General features: G+C 62.2%; 15 protein-coding genes. 8 read left to right on the forward strand and 7 right to left on the reverse strand.

What is annotated here, in order from left to right; all coding sequences use genetic code 11:
- Positions 1 to 191: 191 nt before the first annotated feature.
- The 6 genes from BLU52_RS23000 to pilG form a co-directional block, all read right to left on the reverse strand.
- Positions 192 to 662, reverse strand: coding sequence for a chemotaxis protein CheW (locus BLU52_RS23000; protein WP_090287120.1), 471 nt, complete (start codon positions 660 to 662; stop codon positions 192 to 194).
- Positions 655 to 6,576 (reverse strand): Hpt domain-containing protein, encoded by a 5,922-nt coding sequence (locus BLU52_RS23005; RefSeq protein WP_090287123.1) that lies wholly within the window; start codon positions 6,574 to 6,576, stop codon positions 655 to 657. Before BLU52_RS23005 ends, BLU52_RS23000 begins: the two co-directional genes overlap by 8 nt.
- A gap of 11 nt (positions 6,577 to 6,587) precedes the next feature.
- On the reverse strand, positions 6,588 to 8,636 hold the full coding sequence (locus tag BLU52_RS23010; RefSeq protein ID WP_090287125.1) for a methyl-accepting chemotaxis protein: 2,049 nt from the start codon (positions 8,634 to 8,636) through the stop codon (positions 6,588 to 6,590).
- Positions 8,637 to 8,778: 142 nt separating this feature from the next.
- The gene (locus BLU52_RS23015; protein ID WP_090287127.1) at positions 8,779 to 9,318 is read right to left on the reverse strand and encodes a chemotaxis protein CheW; all 540 of its coding nucleotides are present in this window, start codon (positions 9,316 to 9,318) and stop codon (positions 8,779 to 8,781) included.
- 10 nt (positions 9,319 to 9,328) lie between these two features.
- The gene (gene pilH, locus BLU52_RS23020) at positions 9,329 to 9,694 is read right to left on the reverse strand and encodes a twitching motility response regulator PilH (protein WP_039757553.1); all 366 of its coding nucleotides are present in this window, start codon (positions 9,692 to 9,694) and stop codon (positions 9,329 to 9,331) included.
- A gap of 60 nt (positions 9,695 to 9,754) precedes the next feature.
- Positions 9,755 to 10,159, reverse strand: a complete 405-nt coding sequence (pilG, locus tag BLU52_RS23025; protein ID WP_090287129.1) for a twitching motility response regulator PilG — start codon at positions 10,157 to 10,159, stop codon at positions 9,755 to 9,757.
- Between the two features lie 225 nt (positions 10,160 to 10,384).
- Between pilG and gshB the strand changes: the two genes are divergently transcribed.
- The 7 genes from gshB (at position 10,385) to BLU52_RS23060 (ending at position 16,477) form a co-directional block, all read left to right on the forward strand.
- Positions 10,385 to 11,356 carry a glutathione synthase gene (gene gshB, locus BLU52_RS23030; RefSeq protein WP_090287131.1) on the forward strand — a complete coding sequence of 324 codons (972 nt, stop codon included), beginning with the start codon at positions 10,385 to 10,387 and terminating at the stop codon, positions 11,354 to 11,356.
- A 152-nt stretch (positions 11,357 to 11,508) separates the two neighbouring features.
- Complete coding sequence (locus BLU52_RS23035) at positions 11,509 to 12,408, forward strand: energy transducer TonB (RefSeq protein WP_090288664.1); 900 nt, start codon at positions 11,509 to 11,511, stop codon at positions 12,406 to 12,408.
- A 171-nt stretch (positions 12,409 to 12,579) separates the two neighbouring features.
- Positions 12,580 to 13,152, forward strand: coding sequence for a YqgE/AlgH family protein (locus tag BLU52_RS23040; RefSeq protein ID WP_090287133.1), 573 nt, complete (start codon positions 12,580 to 12,582; stop codon positions 13,150 to 13,152).
- Positions 13,152 to 13,589: a Holliday junction resolvase RuvX gene (gene ruvX / locus BLU52_RS23045; protein WP_041476809.1), complete on the forward strand. Its 438-nt coding sequence runs from the start codon at positions 13,152 to 13,154 to the stop codon at positions 13,587 to 13,589. Before BLU52_RS23040 ends, ruvX begins: the two co-directional genes overlap by 1 nt.
- Positions 13,590 to 13,670: 81 nt before the next feature.
- The gene (gene pyrR / locus BLU52_RS23050; RefSeq protein WP_090287134.1) at positions 13,671 to 14,177 is read left to right on the forward strand and encodes a bifunctional pyr operon transcriptional regulator/uracil phosphoribosyltransferase PyrR; all 507 of its coding nucleotides are present in this window, start codon (positions 13,671 to 13,673) and stop codon (positions 14,175 to 14,177) included.
- A gap of 27 nt (positions 14,178 to 14,204) precedes the next feature.
- Complete coding sequence (locus tag BLU52_RS23055) at positions 14,205 to 15,209, forward strand: aspartate carbamoyltransferase catalytic subunit (protein WP_007913665.1); 1,005 nt, start codon at positions 14,205 to 14,207, stop codon at positions 15,207 to 15,209.
- A complete protein-coding gene (locus BLU52_RS23060) occupies positions 15,206 to 16,477 on the forward strand; it encodes a dihydroorotase (protein WP_090287135.1) in 1,272 nt (423 codons plus the stop codon). The genes BLU52_RS23055 and BLU52_RS23060 overlap by 4 nt, the downstream gene beginning before the upstream one ends.
- A gap of 93 nt (positions 16,478 to 16,570) precedes the next feature.
- Here BLU52_RS23060 and BLU52_RS23065 read toward each other — a convergent pair whose 3' ends face one another.
- Positions 16,571 to 17,005 (reverse strand): NINE protein, encoded by a 435-nt coding sequence (locus tag BLU52_RS23065; RefSeq protein ID WP_090287138.1) that lies wholly within the window; start codon positions 17,003 to 17,005, stop codon positions 16,571 to 16,573.
- Positions 17,006 to 17,253: 248 nt separating this feature from the next.
- Between BLU52_RS23065 and BLU52_RS23070 the strand changes: the two genes are divergently transcribed.
- On the forward strand, positions 17,254 to 17,871 hold the full coding sequence (locus BLU52_RS23070) for a C40 family peptidase (RefSeq protein ID WP_090287140.1): 618 nt from the start codon (positions 17,254 to 17,256) through the stop codon (positions 17,869 to 17,871).
- Positions 17,872 to 17,880 lie beyond the last annotated feature (9 nt).

Genomic DNA, 17,880 nt, shown 5'->3' on the forward strand with positions numbered 1-17,880 from the left:
ACCAGGCTTCTTTAAACAGATGCGCCTGGATGCGTTTATTGCGCTGCAGGGAGTGGGGATTTGCCTGTCGGATTTCAGGTGATGCCGCAGGCGCTATCGCGAGCAGGCTCACTCCTACAGGGGGGGACGCTTTCCAATGTAGGAGTGAGCCTGCTCGCGATGAGGCCAGTCAAGCCAATGAAAATCCTGGATCAGTGAACCAGCCCCGCCTCCGCCAACAACTGCTCCAGCGCCAACAGATCCGGGATTTTCGCCACCTGTTCGCCGACCTGTACCGCCGCCCGCTCCAGCCCGCACAGCGGCACGTCGACATAACTCAACTGGCTGTCGAGTTTGTACGAGCGCGGGATGCCCTGCACCAGCAATGCGATGAATCTCAGCTCCGGCAACCCGCCCAGCGCATTCAAGATCACGATGCGCACCCGCTCGCCAATGACAATCTTCTGCCCACACGCCGACTCGAAACTGATCAGTGGGATCTGCCGCTCGCGCCATGTCACCCGGCCCAGATACCACGGTGGCGTGTCAAGGTCGAAGGCGCTGGCCTGGTAGTCGATCAGTTCGGCGACGGCGACGTTGGGCAGGATCAGATTGCGGTCCGCCAGTGGCAACAACAGGCCGGTGAGTTGGCTGCTGCGCAACGAGTGCCCGTGTTCATGCATGTTTGTTGCTCCAGTGGCCAATGCTTTCGAGCAGTACCGATTCCTGATACGGCTTGCCGAGGTAATCGTTGACGCCGATGGCCATGGCGCGGTCGCGGTGTTTCTGGCCGGTGCGCGAGGTGATCATGATGATCGGCAGGTGCTGCAGGCGTTCGTCGTTGCGCACTTGCGTGGCGACTTCGAAACCGTCCATGCGCGGCATTTCGATGTCGAGCAGCATCACGTCAGGCAGGTGTTCTTCAAGCAGCAGCATGGCGTCGACGCCGTCCTTGGCGGTCAGCACGTTCATGCCGTGGCGTTCGAGCAGGCGACTGGTGACCTTGCGCACTGTCACCGAGTCGTCGACCACCATCACCAGCAGCGGTTTCTGTGGTTCGCTGTCGAGATCGCTCAGTGCCTGCGGCTGCGCTACCCGTGCCTGCATCGCGCGGATCGGTGCGAGCAGATCAAGGATCAGCACCACTCGGCCATCGCCGAGAATCGTCGCGCCGGATACGCCCTGCAACGCGGCAAACTGCGGGCCGAGGCTCTTCACCACGATTTCCCGGGTACCGGCCATGGCGTCGACCAGCACCGCGATGCGCCGGTCGTTGCAGTGCACCAGCAGCACCGGCAGCGGCAGATTCTGCCCGAGCAGTTTCGGTCGTGGCGCGGTTTTCAGGAGCTCGCCGAGGTAGCACAGTTCATAGGTCTGGCCGGCGTAGTGATAGCGCGGCGGGTCCTGACGAAAGTGCCCTTCCAGATCATTCGGCAATACGCGCACGATGCCTTCGATGGTGTGCAGCGGAATCGCGTATTGATCCTCGCCGCACTGCACCATCAACGCACGGTTGACCGATACGGTGAACGGCAGACGAATACGAAAATGCACGCCCTGCCCCGGCACCGAATCGATGCTCATGCTGCCACCGAGCTGACGCACCTCTTCGTGGACCACGTCCATGCCGACGCCGCGCCCGGAAATCTGGGTGATCTTTTCCGCCGTGGAAAACCCCGGCTGCAAGATGAACTGCAACACGTCTCGGTCGCTGATCTCCGCTTCCGGGGCGAGCAGTCCGCGTTTGATCGCCTTGCGCCGCACCGCTTCCAGCGGCACCCCGGCGCCGTCATCACGAATATCGAAAACGATGTCGCCGCCTTCTCGGGACAGGTCAAGCGTGATCCGCCCCTGTGCCGGTTTGCCTGCCGCGAGCCGCACTTCGGCGGACTCCAGACCATGGTCGACGGCGTTGCGCAGCATGTGTTCCAGCGGCGCGGCCATGCGCTCCAGCACGTTGCGATCCATCTCGCCTTCGGCGTTGCCGACCACGAAAGCGACGTCCTTGTGCAGCTCTTCGGCAACCTGGCGGACGATGCGTTTGAGCCGCGGCAGCATGCGCTCGAACGGCACCATGCGCGTGCGCATCAGGCCTTCCTGCAATTCGGTGTTGACGCGCCCCTGTTGTTGCAACAGGTTCTCCGCGTGGTGGTTGCGCCGGTCGAGGGTTTCCTTGAGGTCGAGCAGGTCGGACGCCGACTCGAACAAGGCCCGCGACAGTTGCTGCAACTGTGAATGGCGGTCCATTTCCAGCGGATCGAATTCTTCGTAGCCGAGGCGTTCGCCGTCGACTTGCTGGCGGCTGAGAATCCGCCCCTGGGTTTCGGTGTCGAGGCGGCGCAATTGATCGCGCATGCGCTCGATGGTGGTTTCCATCTCGTTCAGCGCGACTTGCGCGTCGTTGACCTGCTGCTCGATACGGCCACGGAAGATCGAAGTCTCGCCGGCTAGATTCACCAGCTCATCGAGTAATTCGGCGGAGACCTTGACCATGTCCGCACCGGCCTCGGCGGGCGCTGGCGTCGGTTCGGTTTTCGCCGGCAATGGCAGTGCTGGCGGCGCTTCGGCACTCAGTGGATGGCTGAAATTCTGTATCGCATTGATCAAGCGGTCCGCCGGTGGACATGGCTGCCCGGCGCGCACCCCGTCGAGCATTTGCGCGAGCCGGTCATGGCCACGCTGCACCAGAGCGAACAGCTCTGCCGACGGCTGCAAGGCGCCGGAGGACAGGCTTTCGTAAAGGTATTCGAGTTCGTGGGCGAGGTCGCCGATCGGGCCGATCTCGACCATCCGCGCGCCGCCCTTGAGGGTGTGCAGGTCGCGCAACAGGGTTTCCACTTCCTGGCGGTTGCCCGGCTCGGCCTGCCAGCGCAGTAGCGCGGCGCCGGAGTTTTCGATGATGTCGAAACCTTCCTCGAGAAAGATTTCCAGCAACTCCGGGTCGGGGCTGACGTTGTCAGAATCGGTGCTGGCCGTCGGCGTTTCGCTGGCGCTCGCGCCATGGCGCGCCTGGCGCAGCGCTTCGATCAAGGCCTGCGCCGGTTCCAGCGCTTGCCGGGCTTGCAGTTGCTCGACCAGCAACGCCAGACGTTCATGGCCGTTGAGTAGCAACTGCGCCAGCGCGCTGCTGTGGCTGAAACGCCGATCAGCCAGACCTTCGTAAAGGTTTTCCAGTTCTTGCGCGAGGTCGCCGATCGCCTCGACCTCGGCCATCCGCGCACCGCCCTTGAGGGTGTGCAGGTCGCGCTGCAACGACGACAGCGGTGCACCGTTATCCGGTTCGCTGAGCCAGCGCTGCAAGGCCTGGCCGGCGCTGTCGAGAATGTCGATGGCCTCTTCTATGAAGATCGCGACGATTTCGTCGTCCGCCGCCAGCGGTGCGGCGGATTGCTGCAATTCGGCGGTGGCGCTGCCCAGCTCGCGGATGCTCAGGGTGCGGCTGCCGTCGCTGCGGATCAGACCCATGGACGAAGGATCAAGGCTTTCATCGAGCAGTTCATGCAGGGCACGCACCCGCTCGGGCTGCGGGGTGATTTCCTGGCCGGCGGCCAGTTCGTCGAGCATGTTGATCAGCGCTTCGTGGGCCTGCTGCGCTTCGTGGAAAAACCGCTCGCTGACCGCCAGGCTGCTTTCTTCAACGGCGCCGTAAAGATCGAGCAAGGCCTCGCAGAGCACGTCGACCGGCAGCAGATCGGCCAGATGCGCGCCTTCGCCGAGGGTCGTCAGTTCATCGAGCAAGGCGCTGAGTTCCTGGCGCTCGCCGGGATGCTGCTGCCAGCGCTGCAACAGGCTTTCGGCGTCGAGCAGGATGTCCATGCCCTGAGCGAGAAAGCTGTTGATCAATTGCGGATCACGCTTGACCCGCAGGCCGGTGTCCGGCGCGTCGAGGATCGACGCCAGTCGCTCGGCGAGCAGCGTTTGCGCACGTTTGATCAGCGATTGCGCACCGACAATCGGCGCCAGCGGATCGTGCTTGAGCTGACGCAGGCCAACGCGCAACAGGCCCTCGGCTTCCAGCAGCAACTCAACCTCGTCGAGGTCCAGCGGCAACTGGTGCGCCTTGAACTCGCGGGCCAGTTGATCGAGTGGCGCGGCGAGTTCGGCAATCGGCACTACGCCGGCCATCGACGCGCTGCCTTTGAGCGTGTGCAGGGCGCGTTGCAATTCGTCGCTGGCCGGCAGCGGCACATGCTCGGCCGCCTGGTCGAGGAAGCGGTTGAGGCTGGCGAGGTGGGTTTCCGCTTCTTTACGGAAAATCTCGAGCAGCAGCGGATCGAGCGCGGCGACATCGTCGACGTCTTCGGCGGCCAGCGGCTCGTCGCCCTTGGCCAGCGCGTGGGCACGGGCGGCCAGTTGATCGACATCGCTGCGCTGACGCTGGCGCTGCGTGGCGAATTCGCTGATCAGTTCGGGCAGTAGCAAAACAGTGTCGGTGAGCAAGCGCTGCACCACCGAACCCGGCTCGACGCTTTGCTCCAGCACGCGGTTGAGCAGGTTCTCCACCGCCCATGCCAGCTCACCGAGGATCAGCGCGCGGACCATGCGCCCGCTGCCCTTGAGCGTATGAAAGGCCCGGCGCAGTTCGCTCAACGCTTCCCGGTCCTGTGGATCGGCGCTCCAGCGCGGCAGGTATTCGTGCAGCACGGCGAGCACTTCGTCGGTCTCTTCGAGGAACACCTCGCGCAGCTCGTCATCGACCGGTTCTTCATCGGCGGGTGGCGGCAGCAGGCTACCGGGGGTGCTGCGTGCCGGCGGGTTGACCACCGAAACCGGGCTGGCGAGAACGTCGGCCAGCGATTGCACGACCTCTGGATCATTCAGCGTTTGCAGGTCCTGCATCACCAGTGCTTCACCGGGGCTGAGCACCTCGTCAAGCACCGGCACCTGCTGCTCGCCTGGCGCGTCGTTGGCGTGATGGTCGGGGAAGAAACCGAGGCTGGCGAGGCGCTTCTGCGCCACGTCCAACAGTTGTTCGCTCGGCGCCAGCGGGTCGTCGCCCCAGCGCTCAAGATAATATTCGAGGCTGCTGATGACATCGGCGAGCGCGTCCAGCTGCTGCCAACCCGGCTCGTGCGGATCGAGCAGAAGATGTTCACGAATGAAACCGTTGCACGCCTCGACCAGACTCGCCGCCCGGCTCAAGGCAATCATCGCCAGCGCACCGCGCACCTGCGTCAGCAGCGCCGGCAACGCTTGCAGTTGCTGGCGATCCCAGTCGGCGTCGATGTAGTCGACGATCATGTCCTTGGCCTGTTGCAGGCAGATGCGCGCTTCCTTGATCACGATCTGGTGAATCTGCGTCAGGTCGGTGGTCGGCAGCTGTGCGTCTTCTGCACTTTCGGTTTCAACGGTGCCGACCATCCCCGCCAGGGTCGCTTCGACGTAGAGCAAGGCGCCGGCGACATCCATCAGGATCGCGTCGTTCGGTTCGCGCTGGCCCTGCGCCAGGCTGAGCACCACCGCCAGTTGGTCGATGATGACCTTGCGCGGCTGGCCGAAGCCGAGCACCGCGAGGGTGTCGGCAATCTGCCGCAGTGGCGCGAGCAGGCTGTCCAGATCTGCTGCGTGCTGACGGTCGCTGCGCACGAACAGGTCGAGGCGTTCCTTGACCCGCACCAGTTCTTCGCACAGCGCCGTGAGTACCGAGCGCATCGCATCGCGATCGGGCCCGGCCAGGCGTGCGCGTTCTTCATCGACCATTGCGCTGTCAGGCAGCGCGTCGTCCAGGGAGTAGCGATCTTTCATGGTCAGCATCTGCCCGGTGGGATGTTCGGCTTTGGCAATATAGAACAACAGGCTTTTCAGCAGCTCCGGTGGCGCGGGCTGGTTGAGCCCGGTCATGCCTTGTTCGAGCAGGCGCTTGAGCTGTTTGTCGGCATCCTTGAACAGGCTGCGCAGTGCCGGGCTGTTGGCGATGACGCCTTCGCGCATGCCTTCGACCAGCGCCGCCGCGACCTGCCACAACGGACTCAGCGGCGAATCGCCGCTCAGCGCCTCGAGGCGACTGAAGACTTTGTCCAGATAACCGAGGTGAGTCGGGTCATCCTGCTCGCGCAGCAGACCGACCAGGGCCATTTGCAGCGTTTGCCGCAGTTTGCGCAGCACAGTCGGCAGTTCGGGCGGCTCCAGTTGCGCCAGCGCCTGCGCGCCGAGCGGCTCCAGTTCGGGCAATTGAGGACTGAACAGGCTGGTTTCCGACAGCAGACTTTCGCCACGGGCACTGCGCAGATCATTGATCAGCGGCAGCACCACCAACGGCAGGTCACGCCGCGCGTTCTGCACACGGTCGAGGTAGATCGGCAACTGCCCGAGGGCCTGCAGCAACAGGCGCAGGGCTTCATCGCGGTGATTGACGCGGTCGTGTTGCAGGGCTTCGACCAACTGCTCCATTTCTTCGGCGAGCAGCGCGGCGCCGTAGAACTCGATCATCTGCAAACTGCCGTGCACCTGATGGACATAGTCCAGGCACTCGTCGAGTCCCGGAAAAGCCTGCGGATCATCCAGCACCGCTTCAATCGCCTGATGCGCCTGCTTCAGCGTATCGGCGATCGCGCCTTTGACCCATTCGAGGGCCACATAGTCGTGCCGGGCACCCATAACCACTCCACTCACGCTTTGTCTGTCGCCGCCGGCAAGGTAAATCCGGACACCGAACGCCGCAGCTGGCTGGCCATTTTCGTCAGGTTGCCGATGCTCTCGGCGGTGGCGGTGGAGCCAGACGAGGTCTGCGAGGTGATCTGCTGGATCACGTTCATCGTCAGCGAGATCTGCCCGGCCGAAGACGTCTGCTGCTGCGCCGCGTTGGAAATGCTCTGGATCAGCGCCGCGAGGGTTTTCGACACGCCTTCGATTTCTTCCAGGGCCACACCGGCATCCTGCGCCAGTCGCGCGCCGCGCACCACTTCGGTGGTGGTCTGCTCCATCGAGATCACGGCTTCGTTGGTGTCGGTCTGGATCGCCCGCACCAGGGTTTCGATCTGCCGGGTTGCGGCGGACGAGCGTTCGGCCAGGCGCTGCACTTCATCGGCCACCACAGCAAAACCGCGCCCGGCATCACCGGCCATCGACGCCTGAATCGCCGCGTTGAGCGCAAGAATGTTGGTCTGGTCGGCGATGTCGTCGATCAGGCTGACGATGTCGCCAATTTCCTGGGACGACTCGCCCAGCCGTTTGATGCGTTTGGCGGTGTCTTGAATCTGTTCGCGAATGTTGTCCATGCCGTGGATGGTGTTGTGCACCACCTCGTTGCCCTTGTTGGCGATTTCCACCGAGCGCTCGGCAACCGCCGACGACTCCGCGGCGTTGGCCGAGACCTGATCGATCGATTGCGCCATGTCGTTGATCGCCGTCGAGGCTTCGGAAATCTGTTGGGCCTGATGCTCCGAGGCTTGCGCCAGGTGCATGGCAGTGGCCTGGGTTTCCTGCACGGCGGCGGCGACCTGGCCGGCGGTGAGGTTGATGGTCGCGACCAGATCGCGCAACTGGTCGACGGAATAGTTGATCGAATCGGCAATGGTCCCGGTGAAATCTTCAGTCACCGAAGCAGTGACGGTGAGGTCGCCATCAGCGAGGTCTTCGATTTCATCGAGCAGGCGCATGATCGCGTTCTGATTACGCTCGTTCTTTTCGGCGGTCTCGCGCAACTGCCGGTTGGTTTCGCGCACCATCACCAGGCCGATGAGGATGATCGAGGCCAACGCCAGCAAGCCGAGCACGTAACCGCCGATGGTGTCGGTGTTGCGCCCGCCAGCGAGGTTTTCGAAACGGGTGGCCAGGTGCGAGGCTTCGTCGAGCAGGGTTTGCGACAGCGAGAAGATATTGGTCGCCGACTCGCGCACCTTGAACAGCTCGGGTGAGGTTTCGAGGATTTCATCCACCGAACCTGAGACGAACTGGAACAGCTCGGAGATTTCACTCAGCCGCGCGCGCGCATCGCGGTCTTCGACCTGAGTGATCTTCAGCGCCGGATTGCCCTGCAGCATGCCATTGAGCACCTGGCCGAACCGGGTTGCATCACGGCCAAAAGCATCGGCGGCCTGCTGCGAATTTTCGTCACCGGCCAGCACCGTGTTGACCGCGCCGAGGATGCGTTCGGCCAACAGCGACTGACGCTGGGCCATCGCCACTTGCGCTGCCGGCGCACCGCGTTGCAGGAGAATTTCAACGACCTTTTCGTATTCGATCTGCAATTGCGGCACGGTTTCCGCCAGGGTCGCGGCGACCTGATGCAGTGACAGCACGGTTTGTTCGCTGGAAAGAATCGCGTCGGTATTTTTCAGCAGACGTTCCCAGTCCAGCTGCACCGCGCGCATTTCCGGGCGCACGGTGGCCGGTGCCGGTGGCAGGCCGGTATTCGGATCGCCTTTTTTCAGATAACCCCAGCGCTGGGCGAAATCGTTGCGTGCGTCACTGAGCAGCTTGAATGCCGCGGCTTTACCGGCGGCGGCTTCGGTGGCGTTCTTGGCGATGCGTTGCGACAGCACGCGCAGCTCACCGGCATGACCGATGTACTGTTTGTCGTAGTTCGCCTGGGTGTTGAGGTAGGCGAAGTTGGCGAACAGCAGCATGATGAACACGATCAGCGCGATGAACAGCACGATGATCTGCGCGCGGCTGCGCGACGCTTCTGCCGACTTGCCTGTTTTTGCTGTTGTCATCGGTCCTCGCCTGTCTGAAGCCTACCGAAGCACCTGTGGGAGCCAGCCTGCTGGCGATTGAACGATAACGCGGTGTGTCTGATATACCGCGCTGGCTGAATCGCTAGCAGGCTAGCTCCCACAGGGATCTGTGTTGTTGCAGCTATATTGCGACGCTCATGAACACCGGCGATTTCGCCAGGGCAAACAGGCTGAACACCCGCCAGTTCTGCTCGCGGCGGAAATAGCCTTTGACGAATTCGGCCTTCGAGCCCTGGCGCTTGCTGATCGACAGCGGTTCGAAGCTGTGCTGATCAAAATGCTGCAGACCGATGACCTCGTCGACCATCACCCCGGCAAACACGTCTTCATGTTCCACCACCAGCACCCGCCGCTGTTTGCGCAGCGGCGACAGCTCATGGCCGAAGAAGCCGCACAGGTCCATGATCGGCAGCAGCCGCCCGCGTAGATTGGCCACGCCCTTCACCCACGGTTTGACCCCGGGCAATTGGGTGAAGCGCGGCTCGTGCAGCACTTCGCTGACTTCGCCCATCGGCGCCACATACCAATGCTCGCCGAGACGGAAACCGATGCCGCTCCAGCGCTCTTCGCGTGCCGCTTGCGACGGCAGGTCGGCCGCCAGCAAACGGCAGCGCTGGTCGATCTGCCAGAGCAATTCGAACGCGGTCAGCGATTCGCTCATGATTGCGCGATCAGCCTTTGAGTACGTTGTTCAGGGTCTTGATCAGGGTGTCTTCGTCGACCGGTTTGGTCAGGTAGTCCTTGGCGCCCTGGCGTGTGCCCCATACCTTGTCGGTTTCCTGATCCTTGGTGGTGATGATGATCACCGGGATGTGCGCCGTGTCAGCGTCCTTGGTCAATTGGCGGGTCGCCTGAAAACCGTTGAGGCCGGGCATGACGATGTCCATCAGCACCGCGTCGGGTTTTTCCTGGCGGGCCAGGGCCACGCCATCGGCGCCGTTCTCGGCCTTCAACACTTCGTGGCCGTGCTTTTCGAGCATGCCGGTCAGTTTGTACATTTCGGTCGGCGAATCATCGACGATCAGGATACGTGCCATGGTTTTCCCCATTTTTCTTGTCGACGCCCGGCCCGCTGGCCGCGTGTCTCTGAACCTTTGTTACTGCGACACAACGGCGGCGAAGCCCGGAACATGGGCCTGGATCGCGCTGAGCAGTTCTTCCTTGCTGAACGGTTTGGTCAAAAACTGATCGGAGCCGACGATCCGCCCCTTGGCCTTGTCGAACAGCCCGTCCCTGGAAGACAGCATGATCACCGGCGTGGCCTTGAAGGCGCTGTTGTTCTTGATCAAGGCGCAGGTCTGATAGCCATCCAGACGCGGCATCATGATGTCGACGAAAATGATTCCGGGATGGTGGTCGGCGATCTTCGCCAGGGCGTCGAAACCATCGATGGCGGTAATCACTTCGCAACCGACATTCTTCAGCAATGTTTCGGCGGTGCGGCGAATCGTTTTCGAGTCGTCGATCACCATGACCTTCAAGGCGCTGGACTGCTGTTCCATAAGAGGGCTCTACCGTCGCCTTTGCGAATCAATTTGTCCGTTTTGCACTCAATAATGGCCTCAAACCCTTGATACCCAAGGGTCGGCGCGCTCTGCCAGCCTTTTTAGCACAGTCTCCAGATGCAATCTATCGACGGGTTTTTCCTTGACCGAAAACCCGCCCGGCGCCACTCTGGCGGCACTTTTTCAATACCGATCCGGTAGCCAATTTTCGAGGAAAACCCAATGAGCGTTCGCGTCGGGATTGTCATGGACCCTATCGCCAGCATCTCCTATAAAAAGGATAGCTCGCTGGCCATGCTGCTGGCGGCGCAGAAGCGCGGCTGGGAACTGTTCTACATGGAACAGAAGGATTTGTATCAGGCCGAAGGTCAGGCGCGCGCGCGCATGGCGCCGCTGAAAGTCTTCGCCAACCCGGAAAAATGGTTCGAACTGGACGCCGAGCAGGACAAGCTGCTGAGCGACCTGGACGTGATTCTGATGCGCAAGGATCCGCCGTTTGACATGGAATTCGTCTATTCCACCTACCTGCTGGAACAGGCCGAAGCCGCCGGCGTGCTGGTGGTGAACAAGCCGCAGAGCCTGCGCGACTGCAATGAAAAGCTGTTCGCCACGCTGTTCCCGCAGTGCACGCCGCCGACCATCGTCAGCCGTCGCCCGGACGTATTGCGCCAGTTCGCCGATCATCACGGCGACGTGATCCTCAAGCCGCTGGACGGCATGGGCGGTTCGTCGATATTCCGTCACACCGCTGGCCACCCGAACCTCTCGGTGATCCTCGAAACCCTGACCCTGCATGGCAAGCAGCAGATCATGATCCAGGGCTACCTGCCGGCCATCGTCGATGGCGACAAGCGCATCCTGATGATCGACGGCGAGCCGGTGGATTATTGCCTGGCGCGGATTCCGGCCCTCGGCGAAACCCGTGGCAACCTCGCCGCTGGTGGCCGTGGCGAAGCCCGTCCGCTGACCGACAAGGACCGCTGGATCGCCGCTCAGGTCGGCCCGACCCTGCGCGAGAAAGGCCTGCTGTTCGTCGGTCTGGACGTGATCGGCGAGCACCTGACCGAAATCAACGTCACCAGCCCGACCTGCATCCGCGAAATCGACAATGCCTTTGGCACCGATATTGGCGGCATGCTCATGAATGCTATCGAAAGCAAGCTGCAAGCTTCGAGCCGCAAGCCTCAAGCTTAAAGACAGGCGGCAAGCTCTTAACTTGTAGCTTGCAGCTCGAAACTTGCAGCTGCCCTGTGCAGCTTGTCGCTTGAAGCTTCAAGCTTGCAGCTAAAAACCAACATTGCGTTATCATGCCGGGCCCGAAAAAACGTGATGTTGGTTTTTCTGCCATGACCCTGCCGTCCGATCTGCCCGCTGAACTCGCCCATCGTGGCGTGCGCCCGGCCGATCGCCTCGGCTTTACCCTGTTTCTGGCGGCGCTGATTCATTTGGCGCTGCTGCTCGGTGTCGGCTTCAGCATGGTCGAGCCGAAACAGATCAGCAAAACCCTGGAAATCACCCTCGCCACGTTCAAGAGCGAAAAGAAGCCGGAGAAGGCTGATTTTCTCGCTCAGGAAAACCAGGAGGGCAGCGGCACGCTGGACAAGAAGGCGTTGCCCAAGACCACCGAAGTGGCGCCATTCCAGGACAATCAGGTCAAGAAGGTCACCCCGCCGCCGGCCGCCAAGCCCGCAGTGCCCGAGGCCGCGCCCAAGGCCGCGGTGACCACCGTCGCGCCGCAGCCGAAAAAGGCCCCGACCAAGAAGGAAGAGCGCAAGACGGAGGTCAAACCGACCGTCGATGCGCCAGAGTTCGACAGTTCGCAGCTGTCCAGCGACATTGCCAGCCTCGAAGCCGAACTGGCCAGGGAACAACAGCTGTACGCCAAACGCCCGCGCATCCACCGCTTGAGCGCCGCCTCGACCATGCGCGACAAGGGCGCCTGGTACAAGGACGACTGGCGCAAGAAGGTCGAGCGCATCGGCAACCTCAACTACCCCGAGGAAGCCCGGCGCAAGCAGATCTACGGCAATCTGCGCCTGATGGTCTCGATCAACCGCGACGGCTCGCTGTATGAAGTGCTGGTACTGGAATCCTCCGGCCAGCCGCTGCTGGATCAGGCCGCGCAGCGAATCGTCAGGCTGGCGGCACCGTTTGCGCCGTTTACCGGCGATCTGTCGGATGTCGATCGTCTGGAAATCATCCGCACCTGGAAATTTGCTCGGGGCGACAAACTCTCAAGCAACTGACACACCACAACCCCTTGTAGGCCTTCGCCTGCTCGCGATAGCGGTGTGTCAGTCAACAATTCCGATTCTGGCACACCGCAATCGCGAGCAGGCGAAGGCCTACAATGGATCTGTGTTGTTGTCAGCATCTCCACCTTGTCAGTTCGCCCCTCGAACGCCACACTAGCGCACATGAAAAACGTCAGCCCCAGCTACCTCAAGCATCACTTCCTGATCGCCATGCCGCACATGGCCGACCCGAACTTTGCCCACACCTTGACCTACATCGTCGAGCACACGGCCAATGGCGCGATGGGGCTGGTGGTCAACCGACCGCAAGAGTTGAGTCTGGCCGACATCCTCGAGCAATTGCGCCCGGACATCGAGCCGCCAGCACTGTGCCAGCACGTACCGATCTTCATCGGCGGCCCGGTGCAGACCGATCGCGGTTTTGTCCTGCATCCCGCCGGCCAGACCTTCCAGGCCACCGCGCAACTGGACGGCGATCTGGCCCTGTCGACCTCGCAGGATGTGCTCTTCGCCATCGCCGACGGCGTCGGTCCGGCGAAAAGCCTGATCACCCTCGGTTACGCCGGTTGGGAAGCCGGGCAACTGGAAGCCGAACTGGCTGACAACGCCTGGCTGACCTGCCCGTTCAACGCCGACATTCTGTTCAACACCAGCAGCGAATTGCGCCTTGAAGCAGCGGCGCGGCATCTGGGCATCGATCTGAACCTGCTCACCAGCCAGGCGGGTCACGCCTGATGGCCCTGCGCCTGATTCTCGGCTTCGACTACGGCACCAAACAGATCGGCGTCGCGGTCGGCCAGGTGATTACCGGCCAGGCCCGCGAGCTGTGCACGTTGAAAGCGCAAAATGGCGTGCCGAACTGGGATCAGGTCGAAGCACTAATCAAGGAATGGAAACCCGACGCCGTAGTGGTCGGCCTGCCACTGAACATGGACGGCACGCCCAGCGACATGTGCGTACGCGCAGAGAAGTTCGCCCGGCGCCTGAATGGCCGCTACAACCTGCCCTTCTATACCCACGACGAGCGCCTGACCACGTTCGAAGCCAAAGGCGAGCGCCTGGTGCGTGGCGGCCAGAAGGGCAGTTACCGCGACAACCCGGTGGACGCCATCGCCGCCGCCCTGCTGCTGCAGGGCTGGCTCGATGAAAACACTGCATTGTTTGAATCCTGACAAGCGCTTCGGCGCTTTTCTTTTGGTTATAAACCGAGCCTTGTCCGGCAGGACGCGGCCCGGATTCACGAAGGAGCAACCATGAGCCTGCCCAATCCCGCCGATCTGATCAGCCAGATGGCGACCCGCCTCAAGGCGCACCTTGCCCAGCGTGACATCAGCGAACCGCGTTACATCGGCATCCGCACCGGCGGCATCTGGGTCGCACAGGCGCTGCTCAAGGAACTGCGCAGCGATGCGCCACTGGGCACGCTGGACGTTTCCTTTTATCGCGACGACTTCAGCCAGAACGGCCTGCACCCACAAGTGCGCCCGTCCGCCCTGCCCTTCGAGATCGAAGGCCAGCATCTGGTGCTGATCGACGATGTATTGATGAGCGGCCGCACCATCCGCGCCGCAATGAACGAACTGTTCGATTACGGCCGCCCGGCCAGCGTCACGCTGGTCTGCCTGCTGGATCTGGACGCCGGCGAGCTGCCGATCCGCCCGAACGTGGTCGGCGCCACCCTGACGCTGGCCGCCCACCAGCGCGTGAAGCTCTCCGGCCCCGAGCCGCTGGCCCTCGAACTGCAAGACCTGACCCTTTAATCCGCCCTATTGAGAGTCCCCTTCGCGATGACGCCTCTAGATACCAAGCGCCCGCTGCAGCTCAATGATCAGGGCCAGCTGCGCCACTTCCTCTCGCTCGACGGCCTGCGCCGCGAGTTGCTGACGGAAATCCTCGACACCGCCGACTCGTTCCTCGAAGTCGGCGCCCGGGCGGTGAAGAAAGTCCCGTTGCTGCGCGGCAAGACCGTGTGCAACGTGTTCTTCGAAAACTCCACGCGCACCCGCACCACCTTCGAACTGGCGGCCCAGCGGCTGTCGGCAGACGTGATCACCCTGAACGTCTCGACCTCGTCGGCCAGTAAAGGCGAAACCCTGCTCGACACCCTGCGCAACCTCGAAGCCATGGCCGCCGACATGTTCGTCGTGCGCCACGGTGATTCCGGCGCGGCGCACTTCATCGCCGAACATGTCTGCCCGCAGGTGGCGATCATCAACGGCGGCGACGGCCGCCACGCTCACCCGACCCAAGGCATGCTCGACATGCTCACCATCCGTCGGCACAAGGGCGGTTTTGAAAACCTCTCGGTGGCGATCGTTGGCGACATTCTGCATTCGCGGGTGGCGCGCTCGAACATGCTCGCGCTGAAAACCCTCGGCTGCCCGGATATCCGCGTAATTGCGCCGAAAACCCTGCTGCCAATCGGCATCGAGCAGTACGGCGTCAAGGTCTACACCGACATGACCGAAGGCCTGAAAGACGTCGATGTGGTGATCATGCTGCGCCTGCAGCGTGAGCGCATGACCGGCGGCCTGCTGCCGAGCGAAGGCGAGTTCTACCGCCTGTTCGGCCTGACCACTGCGCGCCTGGCCGGAGCCAAACCCGATTGCATCGTCATGCACCCGGGGCCGATCAACCGGGGTGTGGAGATCGAATCGGCGGTGGCCGACGGCCCGCACTCGGTGATCCTCAATCAGGTCACCTACGGCATCGCGATTCGCATGGCCGTGCTGTCCATGGCCATGAGCGGGCAGACCGCGCAACGTCAATTCGAGCAGGAGAACGCCCAGTGAAGCTCAGCATCCTCGGCGCACGCGTCATCGATCCTGCCAGCGGGCTGGATCAAGTCACCGACATTCACGTTGAAGCCTGCAAGATCGTCGCCCTCGGCGCGGCGCCCGCCGGTTTCACAGCCGTTGAAACCATCGATGCCAGCGGTCTGGTTGCCGCGCCTGGGCTGGTCGACCTGAACGTCGCCCTGCGCGAGCCGGGCTACAGCCGCAAGGGCTCGATCGTCAGCGAAACCCGCGCCGCCGCGGCCGGTGGCGTGACCAGCCTGTGCTGCCCGCCGCAGACCAAACCGGTGCTCGACACGTCGGCAGTGGCCGAGCTGATCCTCGACCGCGCCCGCGAAGCGGGCAACACCAAGGTGTTCCCGATCGGTGCGCTGAGCAAGGGCCTGGACGGCGAGCAACTGGCCGAACTGGTGGCGCTGCGTGACGCCGGTTGTGTGGCCTTCGGCAACGGTCTGGAGAGCTTTCGCAACACCCGCACCCTGTGCCGGGCGCTGGAATACGCGGCGACTTTCGACCTGACGGTGATTTTCAACTCACAGGACCACGATCTCGCCGATGGCGGCCTGGCTCATGAAGGCGCAGTGGCGAGTTTCCTCGGCCTGCCAGGGATTCCGGAAACCGCAGAAACCGTAGCCCTCGCCCGCGACTTGCTGCTGGTCGAGCAGACCGGCGTACGTGCGCACTTCAGCCAACTGACCAGCGCCCGCGGCGTCGCCCTGATCGCCCAGGCTCAGGCCCGTGGTTTGAAGGTGACGGCAGATGTTGCGCTGTACCAGTTGATTCTGACCGACGAAGCGCTGATCGACTTCAGCAGCCTCTATCACGTACAGCCGCCGCTGCGCACCCGCGCTGACCGCGATGGCCTGCGCGAGGCGGTGAAATCCGGCGTGGTCTCGGCGATTTCCAGCCATCACCAGCCCCACGAGCGCGACGCCAAACTGGCGCCGTTCGGCGCGACTGAGCCAGGCATCAGCAGTGTTGAACTGTTGCTGCCATTGGCGATGACGCTGGTTGAGGATGGCTTGCTCGATCTGCCGACCTTGCTCGCGCGACTGAGCGCAGGCCCGGCCGAGGCGCTGCGCTTGCCGGCGGGCAAGCTGGCGGTCGGCGGCGCGGCGGATATCGTCCTGTTCGATCCACAGGCATCGACGGTCGCCGGTGAACGCTGGCTGTCGAAGGGCGAGAACTGCCCGTTCATTGGCCACAGTCTGCCGGGTGTGGTGCGCTATACGTTGGTGGATGGGCGGATCAGTCACCAGGCTTGATACCGCGTTGCTCCAATCGCCAGCAGGCTGGCTCCCACACTGGATCTGTGAACGCCACAAATCCCCTGTGGGAGCCAGCCTGCTGGCGATGACTTACTGAAAAGCGCCGCGATTCTGCGCGTTACGCACCGATACCTGATCATTCAACGTCCAGAAGTCATACAACACCCCTAGAAAGAACAGCCCGCCGGTCAGCAGGTACACCAGCCCGCTGATCCACTTGCCCTGATACATCCGGTGCACGCCGAGCGCACCGAGGAATGTCAGCAGAATCCACGCCACGTTGTATTCGATCGGCCCGGCCGCGAAGCGCAGATCTGCTTCACGATCCATCGCCGGGATCAGAAACACGTCGATGAGCCAGCCAATCCCCAGCAAACCAAAGGTAAAAAACCAGATCGTCCCGGTGACCGGCTTGCCGTAATAAAAGCGGTGGGCACCGGTGAAACCGAAGATCCACAACAGGTAGCCGATGACTTTGCTGTGAGTGTCTTTTTCCTTCACGCGGGGTAGCTGATAGCTGTTCATTAAGACCTCATTGCACTCGATAGATAAATATTCTTCATTTCTTTGTGACTTTTTTACAGGTTGCCGACGTATGGCAAATGTTACCGTTGCTAGCTCGAACCCCTTGTAGAACCTGAGTTCTGTCGGACAATTGCGTACTTTTTGAGCGTTTTTGGTTCCATAGCCAGCCGAATGAATCGATGAACGGCCTCGGAGCGACAAAAAAAGCTGTTATAAAGTTGCGCGCTATCACTCAAGAGCCACGCCTAATGCGACCATTTTTCAAGACATGGCTAACCATCTGCCTGTTAATGCCACTGGCCGCCCACGCCACCAATCGTGAGCAACGTCTTCCCAACGTCAACGGCTTCACCCCTAAATCCCATGCTTCGGCTCCTTCGAGCAAAAGCAGCAAGAGCAAAACCACCACGCTGAGCAGCAAGAGCCACAGCAAGCTGGTGCCACCGATGGCGAGCAAGGAAAGCAGCAACGTGCTCAGCCGCGCGGTGAACGTGCTCGGTACACCTTATCGTTGGGGCGGCAGCAGCCCAAGTAAAGGCTTCGATTGCAGCGGCCTGGTGAAATACGCGTTCAACGACGCCACTTTCGACCTGCCACGCACCTCCAACGCCATGGCCAGCGGTCACGGCGAAAAAGTCGAGCGCAAGGATCTGAAACCGGGCGATCTGATTTTCTTCAATATCAAGAGCCGTCGAGTCAACCACGTGGCCATCTACCTGGGCAACGACCGCTTCATCCACGCCCCGCGCCGCGGTAAAGCGGTGAGCATCGACACGCTGAACAAGCCGTATTGGCAGAAGCACTACGTCGTGGCCAAGCGGGTATTGCCGAAGGAACAAGGCCAGTTGCGCGTAGTTCAGCGCTGATCTGACACT

This window comes from Pseudomonas granadensis (genome assembly GCF_900105485.1).
Lineage (GTDB): Bacteria > Pseudomonadota > Gammaproteobacteria > Pseudomonadales > Pseudomonadaceae > Aquipseudomonas > Aquipseudomonas granadensis.